Raw genomic sequence first — 17,243 nt, 5'->3', positions numbered from 1 at the left:
TTTACGTTTGCGGAACCACACTATATCAGGTATAAGGGTGATTACATGGGTGCAGCAACCCCCGTCGTTGAGTTAAAACAAATTACGAAGCGTTTCCCAGGCATTGTTGCCAACGACGCCATCAGCCTTCAGCTTCGTAAAGGCGAGATCCATGCGCTACTGGGCGAAAACGGCGCTGGTAAGTCAACGTTGATGAATATTGTATTTGGTCTCTATCAGCCAGATGAAGGTTCCATTGAAGTGAATGGCAAGCCTGTCATCATCGACAGCCCTAACCGAGCGATCGATCTTGGCATAGGCATGGTGCATCAGCACTTTAAACTTGTACAGCCGTTCACGGTAACAGAGAACATTATTTTGGGATCTGAACCAACGAAGGGTCTCAATATTAACTATAAAAAAGCAGCCGCTGAAGTTCAGCGTCTTTCCGAACAGTATGGACTTAAGGTGAATCCTCATGCCAAAATTCATGATATCTCTGTCGGAATGCAGCAACGTGTAGAGATTGTTAAAACGTTGTATCGCGGTGCAGACATTTTGATTTTTGACGAGCCTACAGCCGTATTGACTCCTCAAGAGATCAAAGAACTGATGATCATTATGAAGAAGCTTGTGGCTGAAGGAAAGTCCATTATTTTGATCACACACAAACTGAAAGAAATCATGGAAATCTCTGATACGGTAACCATTATTCGTCGGGGTAAAGTAATTGATTCGGTTAAAACATCGGAAACCAATCCGAATGAGCTGGCAGAGAAAATGGTGGGGCGGAATGTCACATTCAAAGTGGACAAAAAACCGGCTACACCTGGAGCCAATGTGCTCGAAGTCAGTAAATTAACGGCCAAGAATAAAGAAGGTATTTCGGTTCTGAACCAACTTAACCTGAACGTACGTGCAGGAGAGATTGTCGGAATCGCAGGCGTGGATGGTAACGGCCAAAGTGAACTGATTGAAGCCCTTACCGGACTTCGTAAAGTCGAGAGTGGTTCGATTCTTTTGGAGGGCAAGGAGCTGTCCAATCATTCTCCGCGCCATATCTCGGAGTCGGGTGTAGCCCACATTCCGGAAGATCGACATAAACACGGACTTGTACTTGATTTTTCAGTGAGTGAAAATATCGTTCTGGAATCGTATTATAAAGCACCATACACCCGTAAAGGGTTCCTTAACTTCGATGCCATCAAACAGCAGGCGAAGCGGCTTGTTGAGGCATTTGACGTGCGTACACCAAGCATTGAGACCAAAGCTCGGTCCTTGTCCGGAGGAAACCAGCAAAAGGCCATTATCGCCCGTGAGGTAGATAAAAACCCTGAACTGCTTATCGCTGCGCAACCAACACGTGGTTTGGATGTAGGGGCTATTGAGTTCGTACAAAAGCAACTGATTGCACAGCGCGATCAAGGGAAGGCTGTTCTGCTGATTTCATTTGAGCTTGATGAGATTATCAATGTATCTGACCGAATTGCTGTCATCTATGAAGGCCAGATCGTTGGCGAGGTGCTGCCGGAAGAAACCAATGATAGGGAGCTCGGCTTGATGATGGCGGGCAGCACCCAAAAGAGAGGTACTGCGCATGAATAACGTATTGAAATGGTTTACCCGAGACTCATTTATTTTGCCTGTAGTAGCTATTATTATGGGCCTTATTCTCGGTGGAGTTGTCATGCTGATTGGTGGCTACAATCCAATTGAAGCCTATGGTGCATTGTTCACCAAGGTGTTTGGCGACATGTACAACTTTGGTGAAGCAGTACGGGAAATGACACCATTAATTATGACTGGACTCGCATTTGCATTTGCATCACGTGCAGGGTTGTTTAACATCGGGGGAGAAGGTCAATTTCTCGTCGGTATGACCGCTGCAACATTTGTTGGTGTTAAATTTGCAGGTTTGCCGATCTACCTCCATGCCCCACTGGCTTTGATTGCCGGTGCATTGTTTGGTGGTCTCTGGGCAGCTATAGCAGGTTATCTGAAAGCGGCACGTGGGGTCAATGAAGTTATCAGTAGTATCATGTTGAACTGGATTGGTCTGTATCTGGCCAACCTTATCGTACGCCAATTCTTGCTGTTGAAGGGCGAGAATCGTTCCGTTGATATCAGCGAATCGGCTTCGATTAGTTTGACATGGCTCTCTGAACTGATGGGCAATTCCCGTGTACACATGGGGACGTTGATTGCCCTTGTGATGGCTGTGCTCTTTTATATCTATATGTGGAAAACAAAACAGGGTTATGAAATCCGTGCGGTAGGTTACAACCCTAATGCGGCTGAATATGCAGGTATGCATGTTAACCGGAATATCGTAAAAGCGATGTTTATCAGTGGTATGCTTGCCGGTCTTGGTGGTGCCTTCCAGGTTCTTGGTGTGTTCCATTACCAGACCGTAATGTCGGGTTCACCAGGTACAGGCTTTGACGGAATAGCGGTTGCACTGATTGGTTTGAATCATCCATTTGGAGTGTTATTGGGTGCAGTGCTGTTCGGTACCCTCACGTACGGATCTGCAGGTATGAGTTTTGCTGCGGATGTTCCGCCTGAGATTATTCGGATTGTGATCGGTTCGATTATCTTCTTCATTGCGGCACAAGGCATCGTGCGCTGGATACTTAAACCGTTCTATTCGAAGCGTAAGAAAGAGAAGGTGTTGTAGATGGACTTGTTGACAATTGGGCAAATTATCAATACGACGCTTGTCTTTGCTACGGCATTGATTTTTGCATCACTCGGCGGAATTTTTTCGGAAAAATCAGGTGTAACAAACCTTGGACTTGAAGGTTTTATGGTCTTCGGTGCCTTTGCAGCTGGAATCGGGGCGCATTATGCTCAAGAAGCGGGCATGGGTGGAACGACATCGGCCTGGATGGGAGTTTTGCTCGCGATTGTATTGGGCGTACTGGTATCGCTGATTCATGCCGTTGCGTCTATCACATTTAAGGCAGACCAGATTATCAGTGGTATCGTCATTAACTTTTTGGCAGCAGGAAGTACGTTGTACTTGGTTAAACTGTTGTTTGAAGGTTCTGGTGATTCACCGTTGGTTCAAGGCTTCAGCAAGTTTGATGTACCATTCTTGAAAGACATTCCCTTGCTTGGAGAAGCCTTCTTCAAAAACGTATATCCAACGACATATCTGGCCATTCTGTTCGTATTCTTGACGTATTACATCATGTTCAAAACGCCATTTGGTCTGCGCCTTCGTTCTGTAGGTGAACATCCAAGTGCGGCTGATACGGTTGGTGTTAAAGTGCTTCGTTATCGCTATATTGGCGTTATGATCAGTGGTGCGCTTGCGGCCATTGGTGGAGCTGCAATCACGTTGACGACTACGGGTACATTCTCACACAATACGGTCTCCGGCCAAGGTTATATTGCCATTGCAGCTATGATCTTTGGTAAGTGGAATCCGATTGGTGCCTTTGGTGCGGCTGTCTTCTTTGGATTCTCACAAGCGATCCGAAACTATGTACAGTTGTTTGAATGGTCACAAAGTATTCCCCAGGAAATTATTTTTATGTTGCCTTACCTGCTTACCATCATCGTTCTCGTTGCAGCGGTTGGACGTTCTTCGGCTCCATCTGCACTCGGTGAAGCGTATGATCCGGGTAAAAGGTAACAACCTTTCCCATATCAGGTTAGCTATTCAGAGTTTTGATAAAGGGTCCGCCTTGTGTGGGCCTTTTTTTTGTTTTTCATGAGCGTAGCCAAGCCACTTTTTCACGTTTACTTTGGTTCTCGTGCAGATACCCATATTTTCAGGTAGGGACAAAGAAACAGGCGAATTCAGTGATGGACGAATACACTGTTTTGAACGATCCGAGGAGGAGGGGAAAGTATGAAACAACAAGTTACGCGTTATGAAGCGATGAAATTAATAGGCAAAAATATTGTTGCAATCAAAAAAGACGGCACTCGGGTTACGGGAAAGCTGTTGAAAGTATCGGGCAACAAACTGGTACTGAAGCGTCTGAATGGCAAAAAAGTACGTACAAAAGCGATTCTGCCACTGGTATTGTTTGATCTGCTTGCTATTGCCACACTGCCTTATGCTTATGGAGGTGGTCCCGGCTTCGGTCCCGGATATGGACCTGGACCAAAACCAGGCCCTGGATATGGTCCAGGCTACGGACCGGGATATGGACCTGGAGGACCTGGTGGCGGATATGGACCTGGTCCTGGATTCGGCCCTTATGGTCCAGGTCCACGCCCACCAGGAATTTTCTAGGATATTCTATAATGTTTTTTCCAATTCGTAGCAGCGGCTTATCATGATGTATCGAATCGCGCTGTATCCATTTTTTTGATAAAACTGAAGTCCTTTGGTATTGCCTTCATCCACCATTACTTTAGACCTTCGACAACCCCGGGATGCCGCAAAGCTCTCTGCTTTGAGCAACAAAGTTTGCCCGTATCGTTTGCGTTGTTCTTTCGGACTAACGGCCATCATATCGACATAGAGCAGTTCCCCATGCATGAGAAAATGGATGAATGCCACAGCAGCTTTGTCTGGCTCCGGCGAGACAACAAAGGTCATGCCCCTGTTCATTCGCAGGGGTATTTCTTTGCGGATTTTATTAATTTCTTTTTCACTCATGTGAGAGAGAGGCACAAGTTGAGTGTCAATCAGCTTCATGATGGCGCCATCATCCAGCTTGGATGTGCGTTGCCGAATCACCATGCGGAGCCTCCTTTCAGGACCAGTCGTGCTGCTCGTATATCCTATGCCCGAAGCAAGACAAAAGGTGACTGAATGAAGCGCTGGGATTAGGGCAACCTTAAAGGTTGAAGAGAGAGGAAGGAAGGTATTCTGAATTTTTATGCAAAACAGGTATTGACTTATCGGTTGGAGGAATCATATAATGTTCCTAACATTTAACGAGAATATTTCATCGGCTATGAAGAGGACGAAGTTTTAAGGGCTCTTTTGCTCAGAGAGTGGCTGGAATTGCTGAAACCACCACCATTATCCCTTATATACGAGCTCACCTCGGAGCTGTTTTCCTGAAAAGCACTGGATGTCACTCCTTTCGCGTATTAGGGAAAATCGTATGTCTGCGTTACAGACAACAGGTATGGGAAACGACTATGTTCGTTTGAGCTATCGTTTTGTTATACCTGGTAAGGTCCGTTATTGCGAAATTTCGGGCAAAGTTGGGTGGTACCACGGAAGCGATAACCTTTCGTCCCTCGCAAGCATGAACTTGTTTGCAGGGATGGAAGGTTTTTTTTGTAACTTTAAATGTCAGAATGGTGTAAATTTCGAGAGGAGGATGACTGATGGGAGCTCAAATTCCAGAAGTGCGGTCAACAGATGAATTACGTGAAAAATGGATGAAGCCGGAGGTCATTAGCGGATCCGAAATTCTGCTGAGAAGTTTGTTACTTGAAGGTGTCGAGTGCGTATTTGGTTACCCGGGCGGCGCAGTGTTGTACATTTACGATGCGATGTATGGTTTCGAGGATTTCAAACACGTTCTCACTCGTCACGAACAAGGTGCAATACATGCAGCTGACGGATATGCACGTGCAAGCGGCAAAGTTGGTGTCTGCATCGCTACTTCCGGACCAGGAGCAACGAATCTGGTTACGGGTATTGCAACAGCGTATATGGATTCAGTACCACTCGTAGTCATTACGGGGAACGTTATTTCAAGCCTGATCGGTTCAGATGCTTTCCAGGAAGCGGATATTACCGGGATTACAATGCCAATCACTAAACACAGTTACCTGGTGAAAGATGTAAAAGATCTGTCCAGTGTAATTCATGAGGCATTCCATATTGCCAATACGGGTCGTAAAGGTCCTGTACTGATCGACATTCCGAAAGATGTATCAGCGAACAAAACATTGTTTGAACCAACAACTGAACCTGTTATATTGAGAGGGTACAATCCACGGACAGTACCCAACAAACTGCAGGTTGACCGTTTGGCCCAAGCCATTCAGGAAGCAGAACGTCCAATGATTCTGGCTGGTGGCGGTGTGGTATACTCGGGAGGACATGAAGAACTGTTCGAGTTTGTTGAGAAGACAGGTATTCCAATTACGACTACTCTCCTTGGTCTAGGCGCATTCCCAAGCGGTCATGAATTATGGACGGGTATGCCAGGTATGCACGGAACGTATACTTCCAATCAGGCTATTCAAAAAGCGGATTTGCTGATTAATATCGGCGCACGATTCGATGATCGGGTAACAGGCAAGCTGGATGGATTTGCTCCACATGCCAAAATCGTTCATATCGATATTGATCCGGCTGAGATTGGTAAAAACATTGCAACCGATATTCCAATCGTTGGTGATGTGAAGACCGTACTGGAAATAGCCAACAAAGAAGTTGGACGTGCAGAGCGTGCAGATGCATGGAGAGACCAGATCAAACAGTGGAAACAAGAGAAGCCTTATAGCTATACGGATTCAGACGAAGTGCTGAAACCCCAGTGGGTTGTCGAAATGCTGAATGATACAACCAAAGGTGAGGCAATTGTAACTACGGATGTGGGACAACATCAGATGTGGGCAGCACAATATTATAAATTTAATCAACCGCGTTCATGGGTAACCTCGGGTGGTCTCGGAACGATGGGCTTTGGATTCCCTTCTGCCATAGGTGCTCAGATGGCCAATCCGGACAGACTCGTTATCTCCATTAACGGTGACGGCGGAATGCAGATGTGTTCCCAAGAACTCGCGATCTGTGCCATTAACAATATACCGGTAAAAATTGTGATCATTAACAATCAGGTACTCGGAATGGTTCGCCAATGGCAAGAGATTATCTATGAGAACCGTTACAGCCATATTGATCTGGCAGGAAGTCCGGATTTTGTAAAACTGGCTGAAGCTTATGGCGTAAAAGGTTTGCGTGCAACCAACAAGGAAGAAGCCCAGCGTGCTTGGCAGGAAGCTTTGGATACACCGGGACCGGTCGTTGTTGAATTCGTAGTACGCAAGGAAGAAAATGTATATCCAATGGTTCCGCAAGGAGCGACAATTGATCAAATGCTGATGGGGGATGCTGGCGAATGATAAGACATACGATCTCGATACTGGTAAACGATCAGCCTGGCGTCCTTCAGCGGGTATCAGGGTTGTTCGGTCGACGCGGATTTAACATTGAGAGTATTACAGTAGGTCAATCGGAAGAACCTGGACTCTCCCGGATGGTTATTGTCACCATTGGTGACGATAAAACGCTGGAGCAGATTGAGAAACAATTGTACAAAATCATCGATGTTATTAAAGTGGTTGATTTCAGCCTGAAACCGATGGTAGCCCGTGAACTTGCCCTGATTAAAGTGAAAGCAGAGCCTTCCGAGCGTCCTGAAATTCTGGGTGTGGTAGAAACATTCCGCGCATCCGTTGTAGATGTTGGTCCAGGCAGCCTGATTGTGCAGGTAGTCGGAGATACGGACAAAATCGATGCTATGATTGAATTGCTCAAGCCATATGGCATTCGCGAATTGTCCCGTACTGGCATAACTGCATTGGTACGCGGCAACGTATAAAGTTATAATGAATGAAGAGGGACGACGGTTAGCTAACATATACAGTTGATCTTATGTGAGTGTCAGTCCCTTAACAGTTGTAATTTAACATTTTAGTGATGTAACGCTTGAAAATATAGCTACATTCCCGCATTAATGGGCGGGTGTCTGAACGGATCGAATCAGACCAGAGATGCTTTTGACACTCCAAGCGAGTCGGTCCCTTGAGACACCCGCTCATTAATGAAGGGTTCTTTACAATACAAAGGAGGACTTATAAACATGCCAGTAACTACTTATTATGAACAGGATGCAGAGCTTAACGTATTGAAAGGAAAAACGATTGCGGTAATCGGTTATGGTAGCCAGGGCCACGCCCAAGCTCAAAACCTTCGTGATAGCGGATTGAACGTAGTCATCGGACTTCGTGAAGGTAAATCCTTCGACACTGCAAAAAATGACGGATTTGAAGTTCTGTCCCCGGCTGAAGCAACAAGCCGCGCAGATGTAGTTCAAATCTTGCTGCCAGACGAAACTCAAGCTTCTGTATACAAAAACGAAATCGAACCAAACCTGAAAGAAGGCGCTGCATTGCTCTTCTCACACGGTTTCAACGTTCATTTCGGTCAAATCGTTGCTCCAAAAAACAGCGATGTATTGCTGGTAGCTCCTAAGTCCCCTGGTCACATGGTACGTCGTACTTATGTGGAAGGTTTTGGTGTACCGGGCCTGATCGCGATCGAGCAAGATGCAACGGGTAAAGCTAAAGAAATCGGTTTGGCTTATGCTAAAGGTATCGGTTGTACACGCGCAGGGGTTATCGAAACTTCCTTCCGTGAAGAAACAGAAACAGATCTGTTCGGTGAGCAAGCGGTTCTGTGTGGTGGCGTGAGTGCATTGGTAAAAGCTGGATTCGAAACATTGACAGAAGCGGGTTACGCTCCTGAAATGGCATACTTCGAATGTCTGCACGAACTGAAGCTGATCGTTGACATGATGTATGAAGGCGGACTTTCAAGCATGCGTGATTCCATCAGTAACACAGCTGAGTACGGTGACTATGTAACTGGACCTCGCGTGGTAACTGAAGATACGAAGAAAGCAATGAAAGAAGTGCTGACGGATATCCAACAAGGTAAATTCGCACGCGACTTCATTCTGGAGAACCAATCCGGACGTGCATTCTTGACAGCAACTCGTCGTAACGAAGCTGAACACCCAATCGAAGTGGTTGGCGGACAATTGCGTGAGATGATGCACTGGATCAAGAAGTAAGCATTAACTTTAAGAACATGCACTTTAAGGTATTCAAGTAAACTTAGAGCTTTAACTGGGAATAGCGGCCGTGCTTATGCGTGAGCCGCTATTGCTGGTTCAGAGAAACATATAATAACAAGTACAGGAGGTGCGAAAGCGTGCGTAAAATCTATGTATTTGACACAACGCTGCGTGATGGAGAGCAATCCCCGGGAGTCAATCTGAACACTCGTGAAAAGGTGGAAATTGCCCATCAGCTCGAGCGGCTTGGCATTGACCGGATGGAAGCGGGTTTCCCGGCGGCATCTCCAGGTGACCTGGCAGCTGTCAATGCAGTAGCAAATGCGGTCAAAAATGTGACCGTAATTGGCTTGTCCCGTTCCAGAGAGCAAGACATTGATGCGGTTAAGGAAGCACTTAAAGGTGCACAGGACCCGTGCATTCACGTTTTCCTGGCAACTTCGCCTATTCACCGCCAACATAAATTGCGCATGGACAAAGCGCAGGTACTGGATACAGCTCGTTCAGCGATTCGTTATGCGAAGAAAACATTTTCGAAGATCGAATTCTCACTTGAGGATGCAGGTCGTACCGAGTATGATTTCCTCGTAGAAATGGTGAATATGGCTGTTGAAGAGGGTGCAGCCGTGGTGAATATTCCGGATACAGTCGGCTATCTGAGCCCATATGAATACGGAAACATTTTCAAACATCTCAAGGAGAATGTGCACGGTATTGAGAAGGTACAGCTGAGTGCCCACTGTCATAATGACTTGGGTATGGCGACAGCCAATACACTTGCAGCTATTCTCAACGGAGCGGATCAGATTGAAGGTACGATCAATGGCATTGGTGAACGTGCCGGAAACACGGCGATCGAGGAAATTGCTATGGCGCTGGAGACACGTCAGGAATTTTTCCAGGCGAAAACATCGCTGCAGTTATCTGAGATCGCACGGACCAGTCGTTTGGTTAGCCGTTTGACAGGTATGGTTGTGCCTGGAAACAAAGCCATTGTTGGGGCGAATGCCTTCGCACATGAATCCGGCATTCACCAGGATGGCATGTTGAAGGAGAAAACAACGTATGAGATTATGACTCCAGAGTCCATCGGTCTGAAAGAAAGCAAACTTGTATTGGGTAAACATTCCGGTCGACATGCCTTCCGTGAGCGGTTGATTGATCTGGGATATGAGCTGGAAGAAGAAGCGTTGAATCGTGCTTTCGCCCAGTTCAAAGAACTGGCTGATAAGAAAAAAGAAGTGACTGACGAAGATTTGCTTGCCGTAATTGAAGAGAAATTGCAGGATGCACCTGAGGTGTATAAACTGGAATCGATCTTTGTGACGTACGGAGATGAATCGGTACCAACGGCCAAAGTCCGCATTGCGACGCTTGACGGGGATACGGTTGAGAAGCAAGCAGAGGGTAACGGATCCGTAGATGCAATCTACAATGCGATTGACCAAGTGAGTGGGGAAGACGTAACGTTGTCTGACTATTCCATCAAATCGGTAACACATGGTAAGGATGCATTGGGTGAAGTACATGTTGTGCTGACTCAGAATCAGGTTTCGGTACAAGGACGTGGCGTAAGCACAGATATATTGGGTGCAAGTGCACGTGCCTATGTTGACGGCCTGAATCAATTGATTGAGAAACGCAAGACATATACGAACCGTGTAAACGTGAACCTATAGGCTCCGGTGCAGCAAGCACGAACCCTTCATTGAACTGAACTTCAAGCTGGAACGCTTATAAACTGCCAGGATGATCTATCTTAATCTTAATGGATATAGGAGATCTTTCGGCGGCCTGCTTTGCTCTGTTCAGTGAGGTACGTAAAGAGTCTGACTCTCCTGTGGAGGGTCAGACTCTTTTGCTTGTATTTATATAATTATGGCAGTAAAACACAGTACATTTTCTATGGTTAACTATTTCATTAGCTTACACTATCAAGTTATTACCACGCGTATGCATTAGGTGCATGTCCACCTGGACCCGGGAAAATCTCATCCAGACGTTTGAGCACGGCTTCATCCAAAGTCACGTCCAGACATTTGAGTGCGGTCTCAAACTGCTCCAGCGTACGCGGTCCGATAATCGGGGCGGTCACTGCCGGATTGGCTGCAACCCATGCCAAAGCCACCGTATCCTGTGGTTCACCGAGATCACGACAGAGTGCGGCAAAGTCTTCAAGCTGAGTTTGCTGCTGCTCGATCCGTCCGGCGATGCCCCCGCTGCGTGTTCCTTCCAGCTTCTGCAGAGCGTTACGTCCCAGTAATCCACCATCCAGTGGACTCCATGGAATGACGCCGAGGCCCAGCTCTTTGGCTGCGGGCAGTACTTCCAATTCAGGCAAACGACAGTTGAGACTATATTTATGTTGTTCGGAAACCAGGCCGAGGAAATGGCGATTCTTGGCTTCGCTTTGAGCGATTGCAATCTGCCATGCAGCAAAGTTACTCGATCCTACATAACCGATCTTACCTTGATAAACGGCATTCTCGAACGAACCCCACAGCTCATCCCACGATATGGCAGGGTCCACATGGTGCATCTGGTACAGCTCGATATGATCGGTCTGCAAGCGGCGGAGGGAACCCTCCAGATGCCGTCTGATTTTGTAGGCGGAGAGGCCAGCTTCGTTGTTGGGGCCATCTGTATCATCATGCATGGAGCCATAGACTTTGGTGGCTAGAACCACTTTCTCGCGTCTGCCACCACCCTGGTTGAACCAGCGTCCGATAATTTCTTCGGTAAGACCGGAGTTTTCACCCCAACCGTAGATGTTAGCGGTATCAAAAAAGTTCACGCCTGCATCGAGTGCTGCGTCCATAATGCGGAAAGCTTCTTTTTCATCTGTAGCAGGCCCGAAATTCATGGTACCGAGACAGATTCGGCTGACCTTGAGGCCTGATTTACCCAAATACGAATATTGCATGTTGCTTATCCCTCCTGCGTACCTGATTTGAATTCAGCTATATTTTAACCCAGCCGGGAGGTCAGAACAACTTGGAAAGGCCAATCTCTATTGGCTTATAGGTAAAATCTATTAAAGTCATAGATTGTATATCTTGGTCAAATGACCTCGGAATATGATACAAAAGAGAGAGTTAATATGAGACGTTACTTTTATGAATAATTAATGAATGAAATATAAGGAGTGGACAACCCAATGGCAGACGTGAAAAAAATTGCAGTTATTGCAGGTGACGGAATCGGCCCTGAAGTCGTAGCTGAGGCTGAGAAAGTGCTTAAACGTACAGAGGAAGTATTCGGGTATCGTTTTGAGACAGAGCATGCGCTGTTTGGCGGAATCGCAATTGATGAGAAGGGTACACCTCTTCCTGAAGAAACACTGAGCGTATGTAAAAGTGCAGATGCAGTCCTGCTTGGAGCGGTTGGCGGTCCAAAATGGGATAACAACAGCAAGGAGCTTCGCCCGGAAACAGGCCTGCTGGGTATTCGTAAAGCACTCGGATTGTTCTCCAACCTTCGTCCGGCTGTCGTATTTGATTGCCTGAAGGATGCTTCAACTCTGAAGCCTGAAGTACTTGAAGGTACAGATCTGATGGTGGTACGTGAGTTGACTGGTGGTATCTACTTCGGTGAGAAGTTCAGACGTGAAAGTGCACAGGGCGAAGAGGCAGTAGATACTTGTGCATATAATGTAACGGAAGTGGAGCGGATCGTTCGTCAGGCATTCGAAATTGCGCAAGGACGTCGCAAAAAGCTGGCTTCTGTTGACAAAGCCAACGTATTGGAAACTTCCCGTCTCTGGCGTGAAGTCGTGAACCGGGTAGCACCGGATTATCCGGATGTTGAACTGGAACATGTGCTGGTAGACAACTGCGCGATGCAATTGCTGCGTCGTCCGTCCAGCTTTGATGTCATCGTAACGGAAAACATGTTCGGAGATATCTTGAGTGATGAAGCAGCGATGTTGACAGGTTCCATCGGTATGCTCGCATCTGCATCACTGGGAGAGGGCAGCTTCGGACTCTATGAGCCGGTACACGGTTCTGCACCGGATATCGCAGGTCAAGGCCTCGCTAATCCGATTGCAACCATTCTCTCTTTGGCATTGATGTTCCGTACAACCTTTGGTTATGCAGAAGGTGCGGATGCTATTGAAGCAGCCGTGTCTGATGTACTGAACGCAGGACACCGCACGAGTGATATTGCTGTAGACAAGAGCACAGCGATCAGCACGACCGAAATGGGCGATTTGATCGTGGCGGCTATTCAGAAACAAGCGTAATATAGGACCAAAAACATGGCAGCCCTTTGTTTCCAATTATGGAATGTACAGAGGGCTGTTGCTTTATGATTTTTGCCACGAAAAATCCTTATTTATAATTATTATAAAAAAATAATGTTTATAATCTTGACTTTGGGAAGTCCGGATGATAACATTTTACTTGTACTTGTTATCAAGTATCAAATCATTTTAATTACAGGAAAAGCGTTCGCGTTTTTCTTGATGATGAGCAATCCGCAAGGATGCTTACATAATCCCAAAGGAGGAATTTTTAGTTATGGCAGAACGTTTGGTTGGTAGACCAGCACCGGATTTCGCAATGGAAACAGTATCGGGAGACGGACAAGATTTCGGTTCCGTTAAACTGTCCGATTATCGTGGCAAATGGCTTGTATTCTTCTTTTATCCTTTGGACTTCACATTTGTGTGCCCAACTGAAATTACAGCTTTGAGCGTTGCTTCCGAGCAATTCAAAGCTTTGGATACAGAAATCCTTGGCGTGAGCGTAGACTCCGTACACAGCCACAAAGCATGGATCAACACACCAGTAGACAGCAATGGTCTGGGTCAATTGAACTTCCCGCTGGCTTCTGACATCACGAAGCAAGTGGCTAAAGATTACGGCGTTCTGATCGAAGAAGAAGGCGTAGCATTGCGCGGTCTGTTCATCATCGATCCAGAAGGCGAATTGAAATATCAAGTGGTTAACCACAACGATGTAGGCCGTAGTGTTGAAGAAACACTTCGCGTACTGCAAGCACTGCAATCCGGCGGATTGTGTGCAATGAACTGGAAACCAGGCGACACTAACCTGTAAGCCAGATTAACTTGAACGGTTTTTGTTCAAGCCCTCATCCCGTTAGGGATTGAGGGCTTTTTGCACCCTTTTGGCGGAAGTTATCACGATGTTAATCAAAAGTGTTTGAACAAGCAGCTAAGCGTGTTAATAATATATTAGAAGAAAGTCTTCTTTTTATCTGCTGAAAGAGGAATTGATGGCCTCTAAGGCGAATAGGGTATGGAAACCCGGTAAATATTCCGGTGCTCTGCATTTATAATCTGTACATGAATGTGATACACTGATGGAACTATTCCTTTTCGGAAGTGCTGGAAGTGTACGGGATTACATTTGAACAAAAAAGTCCCGGCACGTAATAAGGAGGGTGAACAAAAATGAGTTACTGTTGTGGGGCAAGTATGGTTGGAACGAAGGGAACGCTGAAGCATTACCGCACCCAGGTTCATAATGTTCCCCTGCTGTTTTGCCCGGTGTGTCACCGGGTTGAGGTGCATTATAAAGTGGAAAACGAATACGAAATTCTGGCTGAATATGCGCATGGAGACGGTGCATCCGAGATCGACTTTCAAGATTATGTTACAGAAGATGAGGATGCGATTTTCGAAAACTGTGTAAACCGTGAGAGTGAGGATGCCATGGTTATTGTGCAGCGCCAGATTGATATGGCTCTGGATTTGCTCAGGCTCGCGAAGGAAACAAAAGACGAGAAATGGGAAAGCGAACTTAAACGTCGATTAGCTGTGATGAGTCAGCGCAGACTGAAAATTCAGCATAATAAGACCGGACTATAGATGAACTCGGATATATCACAAATTGAAGATATTAAAAACGAAGCTGATTTGCCTATGGGGTGAAACGGCTTCGTTTTTGTGCGTTGTTCTGGAACTAATTCGAGGTTTTTTTTAAAATAATTTCCATTCGACACTTTCTCCGATTGACTCTCTTCTATAAACTTGTCTATGATAAAAACAGACTTGCAAAAGAGGCGGAGCAAAAAATGTTCGTGTTTGGGAATAGGAGAAGGTCAGAATGGGACAAACGTATATGATTTTCCGGATCGACTGTTGGTTACCGGGAATAGACCAGCTTGAGTTCCGGCCATGCCATCCATATTTTCGGCTCAGCCCCCCAACGAAAGGGCACCGGTAATGAAAAATAAAATCGGCCCTTCCTGTTTCTGTGATGATATGATGTCCGAATGGCAAGTTTATCATTTACGTGAAAAGGAGGAACCTGACATGATTAGTGAATTTCAGGATACAGTGCCTCAACCAACGGATGGATTCCCGCCTGTGCATCTGGATAACAACAAGTACGAGAACGTACTGGAACATCTGGATAGCGGTATAATGTTGTTTGACAGTCACGGTGTATTGACGTTTATTAACGTTCAGATGGCAAAGTTGTTGGAACTTCCACGAAGTCTGTTGAGCGGCTGCACCCTGATGCAAATGCTGCATCATCCGCAGATGAGCCGATTCAAGAAAAAGAAAATTTTACGTATCTATCGGGAAACTATTTTTCACCGTAAGCGCTATCATGAGTTGATTGATGAATATGGAAGGCATTGGCTGGTTACTGTGACATACGGTGATCAGATGGATGGCGACTTTTTGTTCAGCGTCAAAGATGTATCTGATTATAAACAAATTGAACAGACCGCTTATCAAAATGACAAACTTGCGATGCTGGGGCGAATATCAGCATCTATTGCTCATGAAATTCGTAATCCGTTGACTGCAATCCGTGGGTTCATCCAATTGCTCAGGCCCCATTTGCTGCAGCTCGGCAAAGACGAGTACGCTCGAATCATACTGACGGAGATTGATCGGGCGAACGACATCATCTACGAATTTTTGAATTCTTCCAAACCGTCAGCGCCACAGAAGACCGTGATGTCCGTCGACTCTTTGCTCAAAGAGGTGGTCTTGCTGACCGAAAGCGAAGGTTTGATGAAGGGATGCGAGATCATACTGGATGAAGGGGATGCCCCGCTGAATGTGTCCATTGATGTCAAACAGATTAAGCAGGTTATTTTGAATATGGTGAAAAATGCAATGGATGCCATTGAGGAAGTTGGCGAAGAACATACGGGGCTAATTCGAATATCTACCGCCACGGAAAGCAAGTTTGTGCAGATCTCCATCGCGGATAACGGTCATGGGATGGACCATAACACACTTGTACGTCTGTTTGATCCATTCTTCACGACCAAGGAGAGCGGAACGGGGCTTGGACTCTCGGTGAGTTACCGAATCATCAAGAATCATGGAGGTACCATCTCTGTGGATAGCAAAAAGGGCGAAGGCACGCGGTTTATAATTATGTTACCCTTGGTATATTGAGAAAAGTGGGGAGTCAAGGAGTCGGGCATTTGCCGACTCCTTTGTTTTATGTTGCCAATAAGGGTTATAGTTAGTAATGAATGCGAATACATAAGCTCCATAACGGAAGGATGAGATGCATATGGAAATCCAAGGAATGGAACGAATGAATCAACAATTGATGGATCACGTGGGAAAAGTGATTGTGGGAAAAGAGCATACGATAGAGCTGGTGATGACAGCGATCATAGCGTCAGGACATGTGCTGCTGGAGGATGTACCGGGTACCGGGAAAACAATGCTTGCCAAATCGGTAGCTTCTTCATTGGATTGCACATTCCAACGAATACAGTTTACACCGGACTTGCTGCCCTCTGACTTAACAGGGATTCATTTTTTTAATCAAAAAGAAGGGGATTTTGAATTTCGACCCGGCCCCTTGTTTGCTAATCTCGTACTAGCCGATGAGATTAACCGTGCTACACCGCGTACGCAATCAAGCTTGCTGGAGTGCATGGAAGAGCGCCAGATCAGTATCGACGGTTCAACGAGACAGTTGGAACGGCCATTTATCGTTATCGCCACCCAGAATCCTGTAGATAACCAGGGAACTTTTCCGCTACCTGAAGCACAGATGGATCGTTTTATGATGAAAATTCGCATGGGTTATCCAAGCAGTGAAGAGAGTGTAGAAATTTTGAGACGTACGGTAGCCAGCCGTTCTGTTGATGATCTCTCGGCAGTGATCAGTCGTGAAGAACTTTTGAAGGCGCAGGATACGTATAAAACAGTGCAAATCAACGAAGATTTGCTACGATATATCATTCAGTTAACCGAAGCGACAAGGCTACATCCCGAGCTCTCGCTTGGCGTAAGTCCACGAGGGGCTCAAGCATTACTCAAGGCAAGTCAGGCCTGGGCTGCACTGCATGGCAGAGATTTTGTTTTGCCTGATGATATTAAAGTTCTCGCGGAACCTGTGCTGGCCCACCGACTTGTATTTCGTAACCGGATCAGACAACAAGAGGGCTTGGCTGAGCGTATCATCCAGGAACTTCTGAATCAGACAGAAGTGCCTACGGAGAATCTCGCTACAAGCGGGCGTTAAT

General features: G+C 46.2%; 15 protein-coding genes. 13 read left to right on the top strand and 2 right to left on the bottom strand.

Translation table 11 applies throughout. The features are described from left to right. Nucleotides 1–45: 45 nt before the first annotated feature. From QVE09_RS10595 to QVE09_RS10580, 4 genes are all read left to right on the top strand, one after another. The gene (locus QVE09_RS10595; protein ID WP_036610171.1) at nucleotides 46–1,584 is read left to right on the top strand and encodes an ABC transporter ATP-binding protein; all 1,539 of its coding nucleotides are present in this window, start codon (nucleotides 46–48) and stop codon (nucleotides 1,582–1,584) included. Continuing rightward, nucleotides 1,577–2,656, top strand: coding sequence for an ABC transporter permease (locus tag QVE09_RS10590; RefSeq protein ID WP_074094292.1), 1,080 nt, complete (start codon nucleotides 1,577–1,579; stop codon nucleotides 2,654–2,656). Before QVE09_RS10595 ends, QVE09_RS10590 begins: the two co-directional genes overlap by 8 nt. After that, entirely contained in the window at nucleotides 2,657–3,619 is a 963-nt protein-coding gene (locus tag QVE09_RS10585) for an ABC transporter permease (RefSeq protein ID WP_062833426.1), read from the top strand. 219 nt (nucleotides 3,620–3,838) lie between these two features. Next, nucleotides 3,839–4,228, top strand: a complete 390-nt coding sequence (locus QVE09_RS10580) for a hypothetical protein (protein WP_315936771.1) — start codon at nucleotides 3,839–3,841, stop codon at nucleotides 4,226–4,228. A 6-nt stretch (nucleotides 4,229–4,234) separates the two neighbouring features. On the opposite strand, the gene QVE09_RS10575 is transcribed toward QVE09_RS10580, so the two are convergent. Further along, on the bottom strand, nucleotides 4,235–4,678 hold the full coding sequence (locus tag QVE09_RS10575; RefSeq protein ID WP_237176231.1) for a GNAT family N-acetyltransferase: 444 nt from the start codon (nucleotides 4,676–4,678) through the stop codon (nucleotides 4,235–4,237). 602 nt (nucleotides 4,679–5,280) lie between these two features. Between QVE09_RS10575 and ilvB the strand changes: the two genes are divergently transcribed. From ilvB to QVE09_RS10555, 4 genes are all read left to right on the top strand, one after another. Further along, nucleotides 5,281–7,032, top strand: a complete 1,752-nt coding sequence (gene ilvB / locus QVE09_RS10570; RefSeq protein WP_315936770.1) for a biosynthetic-type acetolactate synthase large subunit — start codon at nucleotides 5,281–5,283, stop codon at nucleotides 7,030–7,032. Beyond that, entirely contained in the window at nucleotides 7,029–7,511 is a 483-nt protein-coding gene (gene ilvN, locus QVE09_RS10565; protein WP_024628317.1) for an acetolactate synthase small subunit, read from the top strand. Before ilvB ends, ilvN begins: the two co-directional genes overlap by 4 nt. A gap of 261 nt (nucleotides 7,512–7,772) precedes the next feature. Then, nucleotides 7,773–8,765: a ketol-acid reductoisomerase gene (gene ilvC / locus QVE09_RS10560; protein WP_036669754.1), complete on the top strand. Its 993-nt coding sequence runs from the start codon at nucleotides 7,773–7,775 to the stop codon at nucleotides 8,763–8,765. Nucleotides 8,766–8,905: 140 nt separating this feature from the next. Further along, the gene (locus QVE09_RS10555) at nucleotides 8,906–10,447 is read left to right on the top strand and encodes a 2-isopropylmalate synthase (RefSeq protein ID WP_124113685.1); all 1,542 of its coding nucleotides are present in this window, start codon (nucleotides 8,906–8,908) and stop codon (nucleotides 10,445–10,447) included. A gap of 263 nt (nucleotides 10,448–10,710) precedes the next feature. Here the strand turns inward: QVE09_RS10555 and QVE09_RS10550 are convergent, their stop codons facing one another. After that, nucleotides 10,711–11,691, bottom strand: coding sequence for an aldo/keto reductase (locus QVE09_RS10550; protein ID WP_315936769.1), 981 nt, complete (start codon nucleotides 11,689–11,691; stop codon nucleotides 10,711–10,713). 234 nt (nucleotides 11,692–11,925) lie between these two features. Here QVE09_RS10550 and leuB point away from each other — a divergent pair, with 234 nt between their 5' ends. From leuB to QVE09_RS10525, 5 genes are all read left to right on the top strand, one after another. After that, nucleotides 11,926–13,011 carry a 3-isopropylmalate dehydrogenase gene (gene leuB, locus QVE09_RS10545; protein ID WP_017689651.1) on the top strand — a complete coding sequence of 362 codons (1,086 nt, stop codon included), beginning with the start codon at nucleotides 11,926–11,928 and terminating at the stop codon, nucleotides 13,009–13,011. A 277-nt stretch (nucleotides 13,012–13,288) separates the two neighbouring features. Continuing rightward, a complete protein-coding gene (locus QVE09_RS10540) occupies nucleotides 13,289–13,828 on the top strand; it encodes a peroxiredoxin (protein ID WP_036610146.1) in 540 nt (179 codons plus the stop codon). A gap of 356 nt (nucleotides 13,829–14,184) precedes the next feature. Further along, nucleotides 14,185–14,601, top strand: coding sequence for a hypothetical protein (locus QVE09_RS10535; protein WP_017689649.1), 417 nt, complete (start codon nucleotides 14,185–14,187; stop codon nucleotides 14,599–14,601). A 447-nt stretch (nucleotides 14,602–15,048) separates the two neighbouring features. Next, a complete protein-coding gene (locus QVE09_RS10530; RefSeq protein WP_315936768.1) occupies nucleotides 15,049–16,155 on the top strand; it encodes an ATP-binding protein in 1,107 nt (368 codons plus the stop codon). 121 nt (nucleotides 16,156–16,276) lie between these two features. After that, nucleotides 16,277–17,242 carry an AAA family ATPase gene (locus QVE09_RS10525; RefSeq protein ID WP_315936767.1) on the top strand — a complete coding sequence of 322 codons (966 nt, stop codon included), beginning with the start codon at nucleotides 16,277–16,279 and terminating at the stop codon, nucleotides 17,240–17,242. The last annotated feature ends 1 nt before the right edge of the window (nucleotide 17,243 follow it).

The sequence above is a fragment of the Paenibacillus sp. ClWae2A genome (genome assembly GCF_032452295.1).
Lineage (GTDB): Bacteria > Bacillota > Bacilli > Paenibacillales > Paenibacillaceae > Paenibacillus.
Note: the sequence above shows the minus strand (reverse complement) of the source record. Positions and strands in the feature narration are given on the sequence as shown.

Bases quoted from the DNA above. Each gene is read 5' to 3' on its own strand.
- QVE09_RS10595 (WP_036610171.1), top strand. From the start codon at position 46: ATGGGTGCAGCAACCCCCGTCGTTGAGTTAAAACAAATTACGAAGCGT.
- QVE09_RS10590 (WP_074094292.1), top strand. From the start codon at position 1,577: ATGAATAACGTATTGAAATGGTTTACCCGAGACTCATTTATTTTGCCT.
- QVE09_RS10585 (WP_062833426.1), top strand. From the start codon at position 2,657: ATGGACTTGTTGACAATTGGGCAAATTATCAATACGACGCTTGTCTTT.
- QVE09_RS10580 (WP_315936771.1), top strand. From the start codon at position 3,839: ATGAAACAACAAGTTACGCGTTATGAAGCGATGAAATTAATAGGCAAA.
- ilvB (WP_315936770.1), top strand. From the start codon at position 5,281: ATGGGAGCTCAAATTCCAGAAGTGCGGTCAACAGATGAATTACGTGAA.
- ilvN (WP_024628317.1), top strand. From the start codon at position 7,029: ATGATAAGACATACGATCTCGATACTGGTAAACGATCAGCCTGGCGTC.
- ilvC (WP_036669754.1), top strand. From the start codon at position 7,773: ATGCCAGTAACTACTTATTATGAACAGGATGCAGAGCTTAACGTATTG.
- QVE09_RS10550 (WP_315936769.1), bottom strand. From the start codon at position 11,691: ATGCAATATTCGTATTTGGGTAAATCAGGCCTCAAGGTCAGCCGAATC.
- leuB (WP_017689651.1), top strand. From the start codon at position 11,926: ATGGCAGACGTGAAAAAAATTGCAGTTATTGCAGGTGACGGAATCGGC.
- QVE09_RS10540 (WP_036610146.1), top strand. From the start codon at position 13,289: ATGGCAGAACGTTTGGTTGGTAGACCAGCACCGGATTTCGCAATGGAA.
- QVE09_RS10535 (WP_017689649.1), top strand. From the start codon at position 14,185: ATGAGTTACTGTTGTGGGGCAAGTATGGTTGGAACGAAGGGAACGCTG.
- QVE09_RS10530 (WP_315936768.1), top strand. From the start codon at position 15,049: ATGATTAGTGAATTTCAGGATACAGTGCCTCAACCAACGGATGGATTC.
- QVE09_RS10525 (WP_315936767.1), top strand. From the start codon at position 16,277: ATGGAAATCCAAGGAATGGAACGAATGAATCAACAATTGATGGATCAC.